At 71.8% G+C, this 16,939-nt stretch carries 14 protein-coding genes; 3 read left to right on the top strand and 11 right to left on the bottom strand.

The genetic code is table 11. The annotated features are described in order from the left end of the window. Nucleotides 1-230: 230 nt before the first annotated feature. A complete protein-coding gene (locus AC069R_RS31905; protein WP_478770197.1) occupies nucleotides 231-2,045 on the bottom strand; it encodes an ABC transporter permease/substrate binding protein in 1,815 nt (604 codons plus the stop codon). Continuing rightward, the gene (locus AC069R_RS31900) at nucleotides 2,038-3,123 is read right to left on the bottom strand and encodes a quaternary amine ABC transporter ATP-binding protein (RefSeq protein ID WP_478770196.1); all 1,086 of its coding nucleotides are present in this window, start codon (nucleotides 3,121-3,123) and stop codon (nucleotides 2,038-2,040) included. Before AC069R_RS31900 ends, AC069R_RS31905 begins: the two co-directional genes overlap by 8 nt. A gap of 247 nt (nucleotides 3,124-3,370) precedes the next feature. Between AC069R_RS31900 and AC069R_RS31895 the strand changes: the two genes are divergently transcribed. After that, nucleotides 3,371-4,300, top strand: coding sequence for a 5'-3' exonuclease (locus tag AC069R_RS31895; protein WP_478770202.1), 930 nt, complete (start codon nucleotides 3,371-3,373; stop codon nucleotides 4,298-4,300). Between the two features lie 131 nt (nucleotides 4,301-4,431). After that, nucleotides 4,432-5,277 carry a siderophore-interacting protein gene (locus tag AC069R_RS31890; protein ID WP_478770195.1) on the top strand — a complete coding sequence of 282 codons (846 nt, stop codon included), beginning with the start codon at nucleotides 4,432-4,434 and terminating at the stop codon, nucleotides 5,275-5,277. A gap of 36 nt (nucleotides 5,278-5,313) precedes the next feature. On the opposite strand, the gene AC069R_RS31885 is transcribed toward AC069R_RS31890, so the two are convergent. Continuing rightward, nucleotides 5,314-6,246 carry a 5'-nucleotidase gene (locus AC069R_RS31885; protein WP_478770194.1) on the bottom strand — a complete coding sequence of 311 codons (933 nt, stop codon included), beginning with the start codon at nucleotides 6,244-6,246 and terminating at the stop codon, nucleotides 5,314-5,316. Between the two features lie 56 nt (nucleotides 6,247-6,302). Continuing rightward, on the bottom strand, nucleotides 6,303-6,884 hold the full coding sequence (locus AC069R_RS31880) for a GNAT family N-acetyltransferase (protein WP_478770193.1): 582 nt from the start codon (nucleotides 6,882-6,884) through the stop codon (nucleotides 6,303-6,305). 184 nt (nucleotides 6,885-7,068) lie between these two features. On the opposite strand from AC069R_RS31880, the gene AC069R_RS31875 reads away from it, so the two are divergent. Further along, the gene (locus AC069R_RS31875; RefSeq protein ID WP_478770192.1) at nucleotides 7,069-8,016 is read left to right on the top strand and encodes a pseudouridine synthase; all 948 of its coding nucleotides are present in this window, start codon (nucleotides 7,069-7,071) and stop codon (nucleotides 8,014-8,016) included. A gap of 10 nt (nucleotides 8,017-8,026) precedes the next feature. On the opposite strand, the gene AC069R_RS31870 is transcribed toward AC069R_RS31875, so the two are convergent. The 7 genes from AC069R_RS31870 to tatC form a co-directional block, all read right to left on the bottom strand. Beyond that, nucleotides 8,027-9,517 carry a cytochrome P450 gene (locus AC069R_RS31870; RefSeq protein WP_478770191.1) on the bottom strand — a complete coding sequence of 497 codons (1,491 nt, stop codon included), beginning with the start codon at nucleotides 9,515-9,517 and terminating at the stop codon, nucleotides 8,027-8,029. A gap of 37 nt (nucleotides 9,518-9,554) precedes the next feature. Beyond that, on the bottom strand, nucleotides 9,555-10,175 hold the full coding sequence (locus AC069R_RS31865) for a GTP-binding protein (RefSeq protein WP_478770190.1): 621 nt from the start codon (nucleotides 10,173-10,175) through the stop codon (nucleotides 9,555-9,557). Beyond that, nucleotides 10,156-10,683 carry a DUF742 domain-containing protein gene (locus tag AC069R_RS31860; RefSeq protein WP_478770189.1) on the bottom strand — a complete coding sequence of 176 codons (528 nt, stop codon included), beginning with the start codon at nucleotides 10,681-10,683 and terminating at the stop codon, nucleotides 10,156-10,158. Before AC069R_RS31860 ends, AC069R_RS31865 begins: the two co-directional genes overlap by 20 nt. Next, the gene (locus AC069R_RS31855) at nucleotides 10,680-11,084 is read right to left on the bottom strand and encodes a roadblock/LC7 domain-containing protein (protein WP_037651243.1); all 405 of its coding nucleotides are present in this window, start codon (nucleotides 11,082-11,084) and stop codon (nucleotides 10,680-10,682) included. Before AC069R_RS31855 ends, AC069R_RS31860 begins: the two co-directional genes overlap by 4 nt. Beyond that, a complete protein-coding gene (locus AC069R_RS31850) occupies nucleotides 11,081-12,739 on the bottom strand; it encodes an ATP-binding protein (protein WP_478770188.1) in 1,659 nt (552 codons plus the stop codon). Before AC069R_RS31850 ends, AC069R_RS31855 begins: the two co-directional genes overlap by 4 nt. 317 nt (nucleotides 12,740-13,056) lie before the next feature. Further along, a complete protein-coding gene (locus AC069R_RS31845; RefSeq protein WP_478770187.1) occupies nucleotides 13,057-15,909 on the bottom strand; it encodes a DEAD/DEAH box helicase in 2,853 nt (950 codons plus the stop codon). Between the two features lie 87 nt (nucleotides 15,910-15,996). Continuing rightward, a complete protein-coding gene (gene tatC / locus AC069R_RS31840; protein WP_478770186.1) occupies nucleotides 15,997-16,938 on the bottom strand; it encodes a twin-arginine translocase subunit TatC in 942 nt (313 codons plus the stop codon). Between the last annotated feature and the right edge of the window lies 1 nt (nucleotide 16,939).

The following is a 16,939-nucleotide window of genomic DNA, read 5'->3' as shown; positions in this document are numbered from 1 at the left end:
GACTTCCCAGGGCTTCGGCCGAGCCACCCCACACCCCCAGATCACCAGTCCCGCAGTGATCCAATCACCCCGAAGATCATTTCGTTAGGAGTTCTTAGGGGAAAACCGCGAGGGGCGGACGGCCCCGTACCCCATCGTCGTACGGTGCCGCCCGCCCCTCGGGTGGCGGTCCGGGCCGGTCAGGTCACCCGGTCGCCCGGCGGTGGTTCATCCGGCCGTCTGGCAGCGGGTCACCCGGCCGCCTGGCTCTGGGCGTGCTCGCCGGAGACCGGCGCCCACTTGTCGACCAGGCCGGGGTTCTCCCGCAGCCAGGCGCGGACCGCGTCCTGCTCCTTGCCCTTGCCGGCCCCCTGGATCTTCGCCTCCAGGCCGGTGAGCTGCTTCTCGGTCATGGAGAAGTCCTTCAGCCAGCGGGCGACCTGCGGGTTGTCCCCGGCGAACCCCTTGCGGGACAGGGTGTGCACGCCGTCGCCCTTGCCCCAGGCGCCCTTCGGGTCCTTGAGCTTCTTCAGGTCGTAGCTGCTGTAGGCCCAGTGCGGGGACCACAGGGTGACGAGGACCGGCTGCTTGCGGGCGTAGGCGCGCTTGAGCTCGGCGAGCATGGCCGGGGTCGAGCCGTCGATCACCTGGTAGGTGCCGTCGAGCCCGTACTCCTTGAGGACCTTCGACTTGAGCAGGCTCATCTCGCCGGCGCTGGGCTCGATGCCGACGATCTTCCCGCCGAACTCGGACGCGTGCGCCTTGAGGTCGGCCAGGGAATCGACGTCCTTCACGTAGGAGGGCACGGTCAGCTCCAGGGAAGTGGGGCCGTACCACTTGCCGAGGTCGTCGAGCTGCTTGCCGTACTTCTTCCAGTACTCGGCGTGCGTGGTCGGCAGCCAGGAGTCGGTCTCGAAGTCGATCTGCCCGGTGGCGAGGCCGGTGTAGAGGGGGCCGGCCGCGTACTGGGTGGTGGTGACCTTGAAGCCGCGCTCCTGGAGGATCTCCTTCCACAGGTAGGTGGAGGCGATGCCCTCGTCCCAGGGGATGTAGCCGATCTTGATCTCCTTGCCCTTGCCGATGTCGGCGCCGGAGGCCTCGGAGGTGGTGCCGTTGGGGCCGAAGACGCCGATCGCGCCCGCGGCGAGCGCCAGGACGACGATCCCGGCGACCGCGACGACCGGGCGCGGCCGGTACGACCACGCGCGCCGGGGCGCCTTGGCGGCGGCCCTGCGCCCGGACGGGGAGAGCTGGGTGCCCAGGGCACCGGTGATGCGGTCCAGGTAGATGGCGAGGACGACGATGCCGACGCCGGCCTCGAAGCCGTACCCGATGTCGAGCTGGCCGATGGCCTCGTTCACGGCGCCGCCGAGGCCGCCGGTGCCGACCATGCCGGCGATGACGACCATGGACAGGCCCAGCATGATCACCTGGTTGACGCCGGCCATGATGGTCGGCAGGGCGAGCGGCAGCTGGACCCGCAACAGGATGTCGCGCGGGCTGGTGCCGAACGCCTCGGCGGCCTCGACCAGTTCGGGATCGACCTGGCGGATGCCCAGCTCGGTCATGCGGACGCCGGGGGCGAGCGCGAAGATCAGGGTGGCCACGACGCCGGCCGCGGTGCCGAGCCCGAAGAACAGCATGGCCGGGATCAGCAGGACCATCGAGGGCATCGTCTGGAGCAGGTCCAGGACGGGCCGTACGGCGGCGCCGACCGCCTTGGAGCGGGCCGCCCAGATGCCCAGCGGGAGCGAGATCACCAGGGCGATCACGGTGGCCACCAGGACCAGGGCGAGCGTGGACATCGCCTGGTCCCACAACTGGAGCGAGTCGACCAGGGCGAATCCAGCGAAGGCGAGGACACCGGCGAGCAGGCCGCGCAGCCACCAGGCGAGGACGGCGAGGATGCCGGCCATGAGCAGCGGCGTGGGGGCGCCGAGGACGGCGTCGATGCCGTTGTACATGCCCTCCATGACGGCCTTGATGGCGTCGAAAAGCCAGGAGAGGTGGCCGACCAGCCAGTTCACACCGGAGTCGACCCAGTTGCCGAGGGGCAGCCTAGGCACGGCCGATCACCTTCTTCCCGTCCTGGGCGAAGCCGTCGCAGGCGGCGGGCTCGCCCTGTTCGTCGCCGAGGAAGCCCACCAGGCGCTGCCGGGGCACCACGCCGACGAGGGTGCGGTCGGCGTCCAGGACGGCGACCGGGTGCGGCAGCCGGGCGCTGATCGCGCACAGCTCGGTGAACGGCGTGTCGGGCGTCGCCGTCTCGCAGCCGCAGTCGGCCTCGTCGCCGCGCGGATCGGTGTCCATGACGGCGGCGGCGGTGAGCACCCGCGAGCGGTCGACGTCCTGGATGAAGGACGCCACGTAGTCGTTCTCGGGGCGCAGCAGGATGTCCTCGGCGGTGCCGGTCTGCACGATGCGGCCGTCGCGCATGACGGCGATCCGGTCGCCCAGGCGCATGGCCTCGTTGAGGTCGTGGGTGATGAAGACGATGGTCTTCTTCAGCGTCTTCTGGAGCTCCAGGAGCTGGTCCTGCATGTCGCGCCGGATCAGCGGGTCCAGGGCGCTGAAGGACTCGTCCATGAGCAGCAGGTCGGCGTCGGTGGCCAGGGCGCGGGCGAGGCCGACGCGCTGCTGCATGCCGCCGGACAGCTCGTCGGGCCAGGACTTCTCCCAGCCGGCCAGGCCGCACAGGGCGAGCGCCTCGTCGGCGCGGCGTTCGCGCTCGGCGCGGGGCACGCCCTGCACTTCCAGGCCGTAGGCGGCGTTGTCGCGGACGCTGCGGTGCGGGAACAGCGCGAAGTGCTGGAAGACCATGCTGATCTTGTTCGCGCGCAGTTCGCGCAGGCCGCGGTCGCCGAGCGCGGTCAGCTCCGCGCCGTCGAAGCGCACGCTGCCGGCGGTCGGCTCCAGCAGCCCGTTGAGCATCCGCAGCAGGGTGGACTTGCCGGAGCCCGACAGGCCCATGACGACGAAGATCTCCCCCGCCTCGACCCGGAAGGAGGCGTCGATCACGGCGGCGGTGGTGCCGTCGGCGCGCAGCTCCTCCCGGTCGGCGCCCTTCCGCAGGCGCTCCACTGCGTCGTCCGGTCGTCTGCCGAACACCTTGAACAGGTGCTCCGCCTCAAGCCTGGCTTGCACGCGAACCTCTTGTCTCGGGAACAGGGAACAGGAGGCGAAGGCCCGGCGACCGTCGGAAGGCCGGTGACAAAGGCCACCGACCGGTTGAAAAGCGCACTACTTCGCTCCTGACGGCGCCCCTGCCCAGGTCAAGCCGAGGCAAACTCAGAGGTGGCCGGGCTCACCGCGATGCGCATCACGCAACGCGTTCCAGGACGAAAGGTGCGCGAGGGTGACGCGGGCGTGACTGTCAGTGGGGTACGGCATGATGCGAAGCGTGACCGGACGACTGATGCTCCTCGACACCGCCTCGCTGTACTTCCGCGCCTACTTCGGCGTGCCCGACTCCGTGCGGGCGCCGGACGGCACCCCGGTGAACGCGGTGCGCGGGCTGCTGGACTTCATCGACCGCCTGGTCAGGGACCACCGGCCCACCCACCTGGTGGCCTGCATGGACGCCGACTGGCGGCCGAAGTGGCGGGTCGAGCTGATCCCCACCTACAAGGCGCACCGGGTCGCCGAGGAGCACACCGGCGCCCCGGACGCGGAGGAGGTGCCGGACACCCTCGCCCCACAGGTGCCCGTCATCGAGTCCGTGCTGGACGCGATCGGCATCGCCCGCGTCGGAGTCGCCGGCTACGAGGCGGACGACGTGATCGGCACCTTCACCGCCCGCGCCACCGGCCCGGTCGACATCGTCACGGGCGACCGCGATCTGTACCAGTTGGTGGACGACGGGCGCGGGGTGCGGGTGCTGTACCCGCTCAAGGGCGTGGGCACCCTCCAGGTGACCGACGAGGCGGTGCTGCGCGAGAAGTACGGCGTCGACGGGCGGGGGTACGCGGACCTGGCGCTGCTGCGCGGCGACCCGAGCGACGGGCTGCCGGGCGTGGCCGGGATCGGCGAGAAGACGGCCGCCAGGCTGCTCGCCGAGTTCGGCGACCTGGCCGGGATCATGGCGGCCGTGGACGACCCGGAGGCGAAGCTCACGCCCTCGCAGCGGCGGCGGCTGACCGAGGCGCGGCCGTATCTCGCGGTGGCGCCGAAGGTGGTGCGGGTGGCCGGTGACGTGCCGCTGCCGCAGGTGGACACCGCGCTGCCGGGCGCCCCGCGCGATCCGGCGGCCCTGGAGGGACTGGCGGCCCGCTGGGGCCTGGGCGGCTCGCTCCAGCGGCTGCTGGCCACGCTGAGTGCATAGAAGCCGCGGAAACGGGGCCGTCAGGTCGGCAATATTCCAGCAAAAGGCGGCCGTTGAATCACAAAGGAAGATCGGGCCGGAAGGAGAGATGTTAACTTAGGTATACCTTACCCAGTTCGCAGGAGGCCGTGATGGCAGAGCGTCCGGAACGAAAGCCGCGCAAGGTCCACGCGGCCCGCGTGGTGCGCACCGAGCGGCTGACCCCGCACATGCAGCGCGTGGTGGTCGGCGGCGACGAACTCGCCGGGTTCGCGGCGGACACCTGCACCGATCACTATGTGAAGCTTCTGTTCGGTCCGCCGGGCGTGACCTATCCGGAGCCCTTCGACCTGGAGCGGATCCGCGCCGAGTTCCCGCGCGAGCAGTGGCCGGTGACCCGCACCTACACCGTGCGCGACTGGGACGGCGAACACCGCGAGCTGACCCTGGACTTCGTGATCCACGGCGACGAGGGCCTGGCCGGCCCCTGGGCGCTGCGGGCTCAGCCCGGCGACACCCTGCGCTTCATGGGCCCCGGCGGCGCCTACGCCCCCGACCCGGACGCCGACTGGCATCTGCTCGTCGGCGACGAGAGCGCGCTGCCCGCCATCGCCCGCGCCCTGGAGTCCCTGCCCGCCGGCGCCCCGGCGCACGCCTTCGTGGAGGTCTCCGGGCCCGAGGAGGAGCAGAAGATCGACTCCACCGCGGAGATCGTCTGGGTGCACCGCGGGGACCGCCCGGTCGGCGCCGCCCTGCTGGCGGCCGTACGCGCCCTGGAGTTCCCCGAGGGCCGCCCGCACGCCTTCGTGCACGGCGAGGCCGGGTTCGTGAAGGAGCTGCGCCGGCTGCTCCGGGTCGACCTGCGGGTCCCGCGCGAGGACCTCTCGATCTCCGGCTACTGGCGCCTCGGGCACAACGAGGACGGCTGGCAGGCGTCCAAGCGCGAGTGGAACGCCCGGATCGAGGCGGAGCAGGAGGGCGGCGCGCAGGCCGCCTGAGCCCCGCGCCACCGAGCCCGTCCGTCCGGGCGGGCCTCAGCGCGCGTTGATCCTGCCGAACGGCACATGCACGCTCGGCGTGGTCCGCGCCGTGCTCTCCAGGTGCGTCACCTGGTCGTCGAAGAAGATGTGCGGATCCAGCACCTTCATCACGGCGCCCTTGTCCACGCCGCCCAGGAAGAACGCGCCGTTGACCCGCACGCCCCACTGCTTGAGGCTGTTCACGGCCCGCTCGTGCGCCGGGGCGTTGCGCGCGGTCACGATGGAGACATGGACCCGCAGCTCGTACTCCGGGTCCGCCCTGCGCCGTTCCTCCTCCCGGTTCTGGATCCGGTTCACCCCGGCGAGGAAGTCGCGCAGCGGCCCCGCGTCGTGCGGGGTCGCCGCGTTGCGCGCCTCGTGCGCCCGGAACTCCTCCAACCCCTGCGACTGGTAGACCTGTTCGGCCGCGTCACCGGCGAGCACCCCGTCGAAGTCGAACGCGATCCGCAGCTCCCGGTCCGCGGCGTCGTCCGGATACGCCGCCCCCAGCACATGCCCCGCGGGCAGCCCCGCCGCGACCGCCTCGCGTACGTCGTCGCCGTTCGCCGACAGGAACAGCGACATGTTCAGCGCCGGCATGAACCTGTACGGGGAGCGGCCCTGCATGAACACGGCCCGGCTGATGGGCAGTTCACGGGCCTGTATCGAGCGCATGACCCGCAGTCCGGTGTCGGGGTCGTTGCGGGAGAGGATGATGACCTCGACCAGCGGATCGCCCGGCTCCCCGAGGTCGTTGAGCGACAGCAGCCTGCGGATGAACGCGAACGCCACTCCGGGACGCAGCGTGTCGTCCCGCTTCTCCTCCTGGTAGGCCCGGTAGGCCTCCTCGCCCTGCTCCCTGAACACCGCGTCGGATTCCCGCAGATCGAACAGGGCGCTGGAGGCGACGCCGACGACGAGCCGGTTCGCGAGGTCATAGGCAGGCATGCGCCCATCTTCACACCGGCCCGCGCCGGCACAACGGCGTGGCCGCCGGCTCGGGTTCAGTCCCCGCGCACCCGTGCGTGCAGATGCATGTCGTGCCAGCCGTCCAGGTGCAGGTACGCCTGGCGCCGGGTGCCCTCCGCGGCGAAGCCGGCCTTGGCGGCGACCCGGCAGGACGCCTCGTTGGCGGTGGAGTGCATCAACTCCAGCCGGTGGAAGCCGATCTCCTCGAACGCCCAGTGCGTCAGCGCGGCGGCCGACCGGGTCGCCACACTGCGGCCGCGGGCCTGCGCCACGGTCCAGTAGGCGAGTTCGGCCAGCCCGTCGGCCAGCTCGATCTGCCGCAGCGCCACCCGGCCCATCAGCCGCGCGGTGTCCTCCGCCACGACCGCCCACTGCGGCTCCCGCTCCCCGGCCCACGCCCGCCGCCACCGCGTGATCCATTCGGCGGCCTCCGCCTCCGACTCGCAGGACCTGCCGTGGAAGCGGTGCATCAGCGGGTCCTGGAACGCCGCGTGCACGGCGGGCGCGTCCCCCTCCTGCCAGGGGCGCAGCAGCAGACCGTCACCGGTGGGGATGACGGGCTGCTCGGTACGGGCGAGGGCGCCGGGGGTCAGCACCGGACGGGTGAGAAGGGGCATGATCCCCATACTGCCGCCCCTGCGCCCCGCTCCCCCGGCCGATCCACGACGACCACCCCTCGCACCCCTGACCGTCACCCCGCCCACTGCCCTGCCGGCCCCCGACCGCTCACCCCGCCCACCGCCCTGGGCCACCCCCGGCCGCTCACCCCCGCTCCCCGGCCCTCCTCGTACCCTTGACCAGGTGAGACGCCGTACGCCGCCCCCGCCCGCCCCGCTCCCCCAGCGCGACGGGGTCGATCCCGTACGGGTGCGGCTGCCCGCGGACGGCGAGTGGGCCACCGTGCGCGAACACCTGGTGGCGCGGCTCACCGGTGCCGGGCCCGGCGTGATCGAGGCGATGTTCGCGGCCGGGCGGATCGTCGGAGCCGACGGGCGACCGGTGCCGGCGGACGCGCCGTACCGGCCGGGGATGTTCGTGTGGTTCCACCGCGAGCTGCCCGCCGAGGTGCCGGTGCCGTTCCCGCTGCCGGTGGTGTACCGGGACGAGCACATCGTGGTGGCCGACAAGCCGCACTTCCTCGCCACCACCCCTCGCGGGGGCCATGTCGCCCAGACCGCGCTCGCCCGGCTCCGCCACACCCTGGGCATCCCGACCCTGACCGCCGCCCACCGCCTGGACCGGCTCACCGCCGGGCTGGTGCTGTTCACGGCGCGGCCCGAGGAACGCGGCGCCTACCAGCGGCTGTTCGGCGAACGCCGGGTGACCAAGGAGTACGAGGCCATCGCCCCGTACGACGCCGCGCTCGCCCTTCCCCGGACCGTGCGCAGCCGGATCCTCAAGGAACGCGGGGTGCACGCGGCCCGCGAGGTCGAGGGCGAGCCCAACGCCGAGACACGGGTGGAGCTGGCGGAGCGGCGCGGCGGGCTCGGCCGGTACCGGCTGCTGCCGCGCACCGGGCAGACCCACCAGCTGCGGGTGCACCTGAACGCGCTCGGCGTGCCCATCCTCGGCGACCCGCTCTACCCGCGGGTGACCGCCCCGGTGCCGCCCGGCGACTTCCGCCGCCCCCTTCAACTGCTCGCCAGGAAGCTGGAGTTCACCGATCCGGTCACCGGCGTCGCGCACACCTTCACCAGCGGGCGCACCCTCCAGGCCTGGTCCGCCTACTCCGAGTGGGCGGCGGACTGACGCGGCCCGCTCACTCCCCGCGCCACCAGCGCAGCAGCCGCTGCCAGAGCCCCCGCACCGGTACCGGCACCGGGACCGGCGGCGGCAGGGGCCGGGCCGGCGGTACGGCGGCGGGGAGCGCCGCGCCCTGTGCCTCCCGGCGCTCGGCGGGCAGCCGCAGGTCGGCGGGGAGCCCTGCGCCCGCGTAGGCGCGCGGCGGCATGTCCGTGTCCTGCTGCGGCTTGGGTTCGAACCGCACCGGCAGCGCCACCAGGTGCCGGGAGGCGATGGAGGAGCGCCAGCGCAGGTCCTCCTCGGCGCAGGCCAGCTGCACGTCCGGCAGCCGGGTCAGCAGGGCGTCGACGCCGACGTCGGCGATGGCGCGCCCGATGTCCTGACCGGGACACTCGTGCGGGCCGCCGCCGAAGGCGAGGTGGGAGCGGTTGCCCTGCATGCTCGCGGCCAGGTCGGGCCGTACCCGCGGGTCGATGTTGCCCGGCGCGGGCGCGAACAGCAGCCCGTCGCCCTTGGTGATGCGCTGCCCGCCCAGTTCGGTGTCCTGCTTGGCGTAGTAGCCGAAGACGGTGCTGAACGGCGGCTCGTCCCACAGGGACTGCTCGATCGCCTCCGGCACGGTCATCTGCCCGCCGTTGAGCCGGGCGCGGAAGCCGGGCTCGGTCAGCACCATGCGCAGCGCGTTGGCGAGCAGGTTGGCGGTGGCCTCGTAGGCGGCGAACAGGACGAGCCGCAGGTGTTCGCGGACCTCGTCGTCGGTGAGCCCGGCCTCGTGCTGGACGAGGTGGCTGGTGAAGTCGTCCTCGGGCCGGGCGCGGCGGCGCAGGGTGAGCCGGTTCAGCGCGTCCATGACGTAGGCGTGGCTCTGGATGGCGGTCTCGGTGCCCTTGAGGGCGTCGCGGGCGGCCTGCACCATCCGGTCGTTGTACTCCTCGGGCATGCCGAGGATCTCGCACAGCACCGCCATCGGCAGATGCTCGGCGAACTGCGCGACCAGGTCGGCGCGCCCGCGCTCGCAGAAGCCGTTGACCAGGTGCTGGGTGTGGCCGCCGATGTGCCGGCGGACGCTGCGGTGGTCGATGGTGGCCATGGCGGAGGTGACCGCGTTGCGCAGCCGCAGGTGTTCGTCGCCCTCCACGTGCGAGCAGATGGGCTGCCAGGCGATGTGCGGCATCAGCGGGTGGTCCGGCTTGACCCGGCCGTCGAGCAGCGGGGCCCAGATCCGGCTGTCGCGGGTGTACTGCGAGGGGCTGCGCACCACCTGGAGGTTCTCGGCGTGCCCGAGCACCACCCACATCGGTACGTCGTCGTGCAGCAGTACGGGGGCGACCGCGCCGTACTGTTCGCGCAGCCGTTCGTAGAGGTCGTCCAGGTTCTCCGCGCCCGCGCCGTAGAGCCGGTGCAGTCCGCCGGGGCCGAGGGCGCCCGCGGGGCAGCCGGGCGGCGGGCCGGACAGGGGGGCGTCGGGGGCCGAGAGGGCGGTCGGAGGCTGGGGTTCAGGCGTCACAGTGATCGCTCCGGAACGGAAAAAGTGTGCGGGTGAGTCAGGTGAGGGCGCCGGAGAGGGCGAGCGAGTGCAGGAACCGCATCAGCGTGAGCAGCACGTCCTTGCTGGAGGCCCGGCGGCGCACATCGCAGTCGATGATCGGGATGTCCGGGGTCAGGTCGAGCGCGGTGCGCAGTTCCTCCAGGGGGTAACGGGGCGCGTCCGGGAAGGAGTTGACAGCCACCACGAAGGGCACGCCGCGTTCCTCCAGGCGGCCCATGACGTCGAAGCTGACCTCCAGGCGCCGGGTGTCGACGAGGACGACCGCGCCGAGCGCGCCCTCGAACAGGCCGTTCCACAGGAACCAGAAGCGCTCCTGGCCGGGGGTGCCGAACAGGTAGAGCACCAGCTTGTCGGTGATGCTGATCCGGCCGAAGTCCATGGCGACGGTGGTGGCCGTCTTGGACTCGGAGCCGTAGTTGTCATCGATCCCGATGCCGGCCTGGGTCATGGTCTCCTCGGTGGTCAGCGGTTTGATCTCGCTGACGGAGCCGACCATGGTGGTCTTGCCGACACCGAAGCCGCCCACGATCACGATCTTCACCGCGGCCTGGGCCGTGTGCGGCAGCTGGTCCGCGGTGCGCGGTCCGGGGATCGTGTCAGAGCCTTTGAAGTCCATGCATCACCGCTTCGAGGAGGGAACGGTCGGGGGCCGTGCGGCGGGTGACCGGGGCGCGCGCCTGCACCAGTTCGGCCGTGATCATCTCCGTGATCAGTACCGTCATCGCGCTGAACGGCAGGGAGAGGTAGGCCGACAGCTCGGCCAGGGACAGCGGGGCGGTGCACAGTTCGAGCACCGCCGTGTGCTCCGGCGAGGCGCCGGGCGGCGGGGTCCGGCGGGCCACGATCAGGGTCACGAGGTCGAGTTCGGCGCGCCCGCCGTCGGCGGTCCCGGTGACCGCGTAGAGCCGCTCGGGGTTGCGGGGCGGCGGCTGGCCGTCCGGGGTGCCGTGTGCGTGCGGTCCGTCCGGGGTGCCGTGCGCATGCGGTCCGTCCGCGGCGCCGCGCGGGGTACGGCCGTCCGCCGCGCCGGCGTGCGGAGGGGGCCGTAACCGCGGTGAGGAGGGGGACGGGGACGGCGAGCTGGGCGGGTTCGGCAGGCGCCGCTGTCGTCGTGGAGGGGTCATACGGTCTGCCCGTCCCGCCGGGGCGGACTGGTGAGGTGGGCGCCGATCCGCACCACGAGGTCGCGCATCATGCCGCTCATCCGGCCCGGTTCGCAGGTGACGTCGGCGAGCACGGCGAGGTAGGCGTTGGCGCCCGCGTTCATCAGATAGAAGTAGCCGCCCTCGATCTCCACGACGACGACCTTCATCTCGCCGGCGCCGGGGATCTCCTGGATGATGGCGCCGGCCAGGCTCTGCACGCCCGCGCAGGCGGCGGCCACCCGGTCGGCGGCGTCGGGATCGCCGCCGTAGCGGGCGATGCGCAGGCCGTCGGAGGACAGCACCACGATCATCTCGATGCCCGGCACTCCGTCGTTGAGCTGCTTGAGCATCCAGTCGAAGTTGCCTCGCTGCTGGATCACTGGACGGTCCCCTCGTCGTCGGCCTCGGTGGGGGCGGCCGAGTCATCGATCAGGTGCAGGTACTTGGTGGGGTTGAGCGTGAAGTCGGTCAGCTCGGGGGCCGTGGCGCCCTCCGGCATGCCCTTGCGCAGCCCGTCGAAGAAGTCGTCGATCCACATGCCCGGCGGGCGTTCGATGAGCTTCTTGCGCTCGGGGTCCATCTCCGGCTCGGGCTCGGGTTCCTGGCGGGTCTGGGACCAGATGGTGGGCCGGCCCTCGCGTTCGGCCCGCTCGATGGCGGCCTCCTCGGCCCAGCGCTGGCTCAGCGGGACCTTCACCCGGCTGCGGCGCTGCGGCAGCCCGCCCGCCGTCCACTCGGTGACCTCGGGGACGTCGTCCTCCATGGAGATCCCGGCGGGGATCTTGGGGCTGGTGGGGCGGCGCGTCTTCGGCCGCCGCTTGGGGCCCTCGACTGCGCCGAGTTCGGGCATCGGGATACCGGTCGCGCCGATGCCGTGGGCGACGCCGACGCCGGGCTCGGTGGTGGTCATCACGCGCGGCACGATGAGGATCGCGCGCAGCCCGCCGTAGGCGGAGGTGCGCAGCGAGACCTCCATGTCGAACTGCTTGCACAGCCGGCCGACGACGGCGAGCCCGAGGCGCGGGTTGTCGCCGAGGTTGTGCGCGTCGTCGCCGTTCTTGGCGTCCTCGATCATCTTCTCGATGCGGATCCGGGACTCCTCGTTGAGGCTGACCCCGGCGTCCTCGATCTCGATGACGATGCCCGTCTGTACCTCCACGGCGGTGACGTGCACCTTGGTGGTGGGCGGCGAGTAGCGGGTGGCGTTGTCGAAGAGTTCGGCCGCGGCGTGGATGACCGGTTCGACCGCGGTGCCCTTGATGTTGATGTTGCAGATGGACGCCAGGTGGATGCGGTGATAGTCCAGGATCCGGGACATGGCGCCGCGCAGGGTGCTGTAGAGGGACACCGGCAGCGGCCACTGGCGGCCGGGCCGGCCACCGCCGAGGACGCCGATGGTGTCGGCGAGCCGGCCGATCAGCGAGCTGCCGTGGTCCAGGCGCAGCAGGTCGTCGAAGACCTCCGGGTTGCGGCCGTGGTCCTCCTCCATCTCCCGCAGCTCCACGGCCTGTTGGTGGACGATGGCCTGGACGCGGCGGGCGATGCTGACGAAGGAGCGCTCGGTGGCGATGCGCATGGTGATCTCGTGGTCGGCGCCGCGCAGCGCCACATGGGTCAGCTCGCGGTAGACGTCGGGCAGGACCCGCAGGTCGGGGTCGGCGTCGTAGACGTTCGCGAGGACGTCGCGGAGCATCTCGCCGCGGGCGAGCCGGGCGAAGCCCCACGGCAGGATGTCCTTGGCGAAGCGGTGGACCAGCGCCTGGTGTTCGGCGAGCCGCTGCTCCAGGTAGGCGCTGTCGCGGGCGTGCGCGGCCTGCTCCTCGCGGAGCCGGCGACCGCGCCGGGCGGCCTCTGCGCCGGTGACCAGGACGAGGAGTACGGCGAGGGCCCCGCACAGGCCGACGGCGACACGGGCCGGCTCCGGCACCAGGGCGACGGCGGCCCCGCTCGCCACGGCCATCACTATGGCGGGCGGCAACAGGACGCGGGCGTAGGGACGTTCCCGGCGACCGGGCGGCTTCGGAACACTCACCATGGATGCCTTCTGGGACGGATCGGCTGGGTGTCGGGAGGGTTTTCGGGGGGAAGATTCATGGCACAGACCGGATCTTCGGCATGTTTGGGAACAGGCGCGCGAATCAGCTCAACGTGGTGCGCCGCGGGCGAGCTTAGTCCGACCGGATCATCGCCGTGTCATATTCAGCGACCGCCTGAAATCACCCCGGCACCAGGAGTACGCTCGACCCCATTTACACGCCCCGCTTCTGTTCGAACACGTTCGGTCATGAAGTACAGGCATACGAAAACCGGCCCACCCCGAAGGGTGAGCCGGTCCATTGGCCGGGGTGCCGGTCAGGCCACCGACGAGTAGGCCACCACGCCCCGCAGCAGCTGGTCGACGGCCTTGCGCGCGGCCTTGGCCACGGTCGAGCCCTCGGCGGGCGCCGCCGCCGAGATCTGCCCCAGGACGTCGATCACCTGCTTGCACCAGCGCACGAAGTCGCCCGCGGGCATCTCCGCCTCCCGCAGCACCTCGTCCAGGCCCTTGCCGGATGCCCACATGTAGGCGGCCCAGGCGAAGCCGAGATCGGGCTCGCGCTGACCCACGCCCTCGGTCTGGCTGATCCGGAAATCCTCCTCCAGACCGTCGAGCCGGCCCCAGATCCGCACCATCTCCCCCAGCGCGGCCTTCGCCTTGCCGGAAGGCACCTTGGGCGCCATCGCGTCGTCGCTGAGCCGCGCTTCGTACACCAACGCCGAGACGCACGCGGCGAGTTCGGCGGGCGCGAGGCCCTCCCAGACGCCCTCGCGCAGGCATTCGCTGGCCAGCAGGTCCAGTTCGCCGTACAGCCGGGCGAGCCGCCGGCCGTGCTCGGTGACCTCGTCGCCCCGCAGATAGTCCAGCTCGGTCAGCAGGGCGACGATCCGGTCGAAGGTCCGCGCGATGGTGTTCGTACGGCCCTCGATCCGGCGCTCCAGCTGCGAGGTGTCGCGCAGCAGCCGGTGGTAGCGCTCGGCCCAGCGGGCGTGGTCCTCACGGTCGTCGCACCCATGGCAGGGGTGCGCACGCAGGGCGGTGCGCAGCCGGGCGATCTCCCGGTCGTCGGCCGCCTGCGAGCGCTTCTTGCGGGCCCGCTCCGGCGGGATGTGCCCGGCCTTGGAGCGCAGCGCGGACGCCAGGTCACGGCGCGACTGCGGCGAGCGCGCGTTGAACGTCTTCGGGATCCGCATCCGGTCCAGCGGCTCCACCGGCACCGGGAAGTCCATCGACGCCAGCCGCTTGACCTGCCGCTCGGCCGTCAGCACCAGCGGGCGCGGCCCGTCCTGCTGGTCGAAGCCGCGATGCCCGTTGGACCGGCCGGCCGGCAGCCCCGGATCCAGCACCAGCGCGAGCCCCGCGTACTTGCCCGTGGGCACATGGATGACATCGCCCGGCCTGAGCTTCTCCAGGGCCGCGGCCGCCTCGGCGCGCCGCTGGTGGGCGCCCTGCCGGGCCAGCTCCGTCTCCCGGTCCTTCAGCTCGCGCCGCAGCCGCGCGTACTCCTCGAAGTCGCCGAGGTGACAGGTCATGGACGCCCGGTAACCGGCCAGACCCTCCTCGTTGCGCTGCACCTGCCGGGAGATGCCGACCACCGAACGGTCCGCCTGGAACTGCGCGAACGACGTCTCCAGCAGTTCGCGCGAGCGGTGCCGCCCGAACTGCTCGACCAGGTTGACCGCCATGTTGTACGACGGCCGGAAGCTGGAGCGCAGCGGATACGTACGGGTGCCCGCGAGCCCGGCCAGGTGCTCGGGGCTCATCCCGCGCTGCCAGAGCACCACCGCGTGCCCCTCGACGTCGATGCCCCGCCGGCCCGCACGCCCCGTCAGCTGCGTGTACTCGCCCGGCGTGATGTCCGCGTGCTGCTCGCCGTTCCACTTGACGAGCTTCTCCAGCACCACCGAGCGGGCGGGCATGTTGATGCCGAGCGCGAGGGTCTCGGTCGCGAACACGGCCTTGACCAGGCCGCGCACGAACAGCTCCTCCACGACCTCCTTGAAGGTCGGCAGCATGCCCGCGTGATGGGCGGCGATGCCCCGCTCCAGGCCCTCCAGCCACTCGTAGTACCCGAGGACGTGCAGGTCCTCGGAGGCGATGTGGGCGGTGCGCTCCTCGACCAGGGCCCGGACCCGGTCCCGCGCCTCCTCGTCGTTCAGCCTGAGCCCCGCGTACAGGCACTGCTGTACGGCGGCCTCGCAGCCGGCGCGGCTGAAGATGAAGGTGATGGCCGGCAGCAGCCCCTCGGCGTCCAGCCGCTCGATGACCTCGGGCCGGCCCGGCGTCCACATCCGCGAGCGCTGCCTGCGCTCCCGCTCCCGGTCGGCCTCCCGCATCGCCCGCCCCCGGCGGCGGTCCTGGTACGACGGCCGGGTCGCCTCCATCCGAGCGAGGCGCACCAGGTCGGGGTTGACGGCCTTCTTGTGGCCCTCGCCCTCCTCGAACAGGTCGTACATCCGCCGCCCGGCCAGCACATGCTGGAACAGCGGCACGGGCCGGTGCTCGGAGACGATCACCTCGGTGTCGCCGCGGACGGTGTCCAGCCAGTCGCCGAACTCCTCCGCGTTCGACACGGTCGCCGACAGCGACACCAGGGTCACCGAGGCGGGCAGGTGGATGATCACCTCTTCCCAGACGGCGCCGCGGAAGCGGTCGGAGAGGTAGTGCACCTCGTCCATGACCACATGGCCGAGGCCCAGCAGGGTCTGGGAGCCCGCGTACAGCATGTTCCTGAGCACCTCGGTGGTCATCACGACCACCGGCGCCTCGGAGTTCACGCTGTTGTCGCCGGTGAGCAGGCCGACCTTGTCCGCGCCGTAGCGGCGGCACAGGTCGGCGTACTTCTGGTTCGACAGCGCCTTGATGGGTGTCGTGTAGAAGCACTTCTTGCCCTGGAGCAGGGCGAGGTGGACGGCGAACTCGCCGACGATCGTCTTGCCGGAGCCGGTGGGGGCGGCCACCAGCACTCCTTTTCCGGCTTCGAGTGCCTGGCAGGCCTCGATCTGGAAGGGGTCGAGGCCGAAGTCGTACATCTCGCGGAAGGACGCGAGCGCGGTGGCCTGCTCGGCTGCCCGCTTGCGGGCCGCCGCGTACCGCTCGGCCGGTGAGAGGTCCTCTGTCATCGTGCTTTCGAGCGTACCGGGCCCCACCGACAACAGGACGATCATTATCCGGAACGTGCGCTGAGCAGAGAAATGCCCCCGGCGCCGGGAGAACCCGGTGCCGGGGGCGGTTCGCCTCGCCTGTGGTGTGGGTCAGGTCACGTCGTCGTAGCCGTTGACGTGGTCCTTGCCCGGCAGCTCGGGGGCCGGGCTCGCGCTCACGGCCTCCACCTCGCCGACCGCCTCGGGCGTGAGGTCCAGCTCCGAGGCCTCGTCGTCCGACAGCCCGTCGTCCGCACGCCGGGCCCGCCGCCGGTCGTTGAGCAGCGAGAAGGCCACCGCGATGAAGAACAGCGCCCAGATCGGCGCGGCCAGCGTCAGCATCGTGCCCGGATCGGGGGTGGGTGTGGCCACGGCCGCGAAGGCGGCGACACCGACGATCATGCCGCGCCACCAGCCGAGCATGCGCCGACCGGACAGCACGCCGGTGAGGTTGAGCATGACAAGCAGCAACGGCATCTCGAAGGCGAGCCCGAAGACGACGACCATGCGCGTGACCAGGTCGAGCAGGTCGTCCAGGGGCAGCAGGTTCTCCGCGCCGCTGGGCGTCAGGTCGATCAGCAGCTTCGCCGTCATCGGCAGCACGCTGTAGGCGAGGTAACCGCCGCCCAGGAACAGCGGGAAGCCGAAGCCGACGAACATGTAGGCGTACCGCTTCTCGTGCCGGTGCAGACCCGGCGCGACGAACGCCCACAGCTGATACAGCCAGATCGGTGCCGCCAGCACGAGGCCCGCCGTCAGCGCGACCTTCAGGGCCAGGGTGAACGGTGCCAGCAGGCCGCTGACCGTGATGTGGGCACAGTGGGCGTTCTTGCTCTTGGCCAGCTCGCCGAAGGACTGCCCGCACCCCACCGAGTCGAGCACCGGCTGGGTGATGAAGTTGACGATGTCCCTGTAGAAGAAGGCGGCGACGATCGCGACGACGACGATCGCCAGGACCCCTTTCGCGAGCCGGTTGCGCAGCTCACGCAGGTGATCCGCGAGCGGCATCCGCCCCTCGGGATCCCTCTCCTTCACGCGGGCAGACTTGAGCAAC

The sequence above is a fragment of the Streptomyces sp. NPDC043952 genome (assembly GCF_056435325.1).
Note: the sequence above shows the minus strand (reverse complement) of the source record. Positions and strands in the feature narration are given on the sequence as shown.